The organism is Gammaproteobacteria bacterium, from assembly GCA_003696665.1.
In the GTDB taxonomy this organism is placed as follows: Bacteria; Pseudomonadota; Gammaproteobacteria; order Enterobacterales.
On the sequence record RFGJ01000462.1, the window covers coordinates 1 to 1,122 of the forward strand.

Below are 1,122 nucleotides of genomic sequence, written 5' to 3' on the forward strand. Positions count from 1 at the left end.
CGTTTTCTAAGAAACAGCAACAGCGGGTTCCGGGATAGTTAAAGTTAAGCCCAATTTTCTGGCCTTACGTTGCAGGTAAGCAATTTCTCGCTGACGGAATTTCTGTTCATATTGAGCTGCGGAAGAAGGGCGATAGGGTTTCTTGAACTTTAACATGACAAAAAGCACGCGAGCCAGTTTGTGAGCAGTGGCAATCAGGGCCTGAGCAGGACCAATCCGGCTCTTGAGACGGCGATAGAAGGCACCAAATGGGGTGTCGGAGCGAATGAGAGACGCGGCTGCCTGAATGAGAGCCTGTCTGGCACGGTTGTGGTGAGAAAACGTGCGACTGCGCAAGACTTTGCCGCCGGAGATGTCGTTGTGTGGAGCCAGGCCCAGCCATGAACAGAAGGCCTTCACGTTCTCAAAACGCTGCAGAGAAGAGCCAACTTCAGAGAGGATAATTTGAGCCAGGGAAACGCTCAGGCCCGGCAAAGCGACGAGGTCAACCCCGGCAATGCGGTGGATGTGTTGGCGAATCACTGCCGCCTGCGCCGGTTCATTCTTGCAATGTGAACCGCGTTTCCGGGGGCGTTGAGATTTTTGTGCGTCGTCAGGCAGCCCCCAATCGGGACGAATAGTACTATAGGTGCGCTCGATTTCGAGATCGCAGACTTCAATCTGGCGGGTGTAGAAATCGAACAACTCGAGAGACTGTTGGAGCACGAAGAGGTGTTCTTCCCGCCAGGTACCGGTGAGAGCCAAAGCAATCTCATCTTCGCTCTTTTTGCAGCGGTAGTTGCGCAAAGCAGCCAGTTTGTGCGGGTCGCGTTCTCCGGCGACGATAGCGCGGATGATGGCCAGGCCGGTTTTCCCGGTAACATCGGAGAGCACCTGGGAAAGCTGGATATTCATCTGGATGAGGGCCTTTTGCATGCGCAGGATGTGCGGCGAGCGATGCTGGATGAGTTGGGCGCGATGGCGCAACAAAGTGCGTAGGGCAATCAGGTCGGCTTCCGGACGGAAGGAATTGGCCAGTAGCCCATAGGAATGGAGGGTCTGGATCCACTGGCAATCGAGCACATCGCTTTTGCGCCCTGGGAAACGGCGGATAGAAACCGCACTGATAAGACAGCATTGAAA

The 1,122-nt window shown here is 54.8% G+C and carries 1 protein-coding gene; it reads right to left on the reverse strand.

The genetic code is table 11. The features are described 5' to 3' along the window. Positions 1 to 6: 6 nt before the first annotated feature. Positions 7 to 1,062, reverse strand: coding sequence for an IS110 family transposase (locus D6694_11410; GenBank protein RMH39206.1), 1,056 nt, complete (start codon positions 1,060 to 1,062; stop codon positions 7 to 9). Positions 1,063 to 1,122 lie beyond the last annotated feature (60 nt).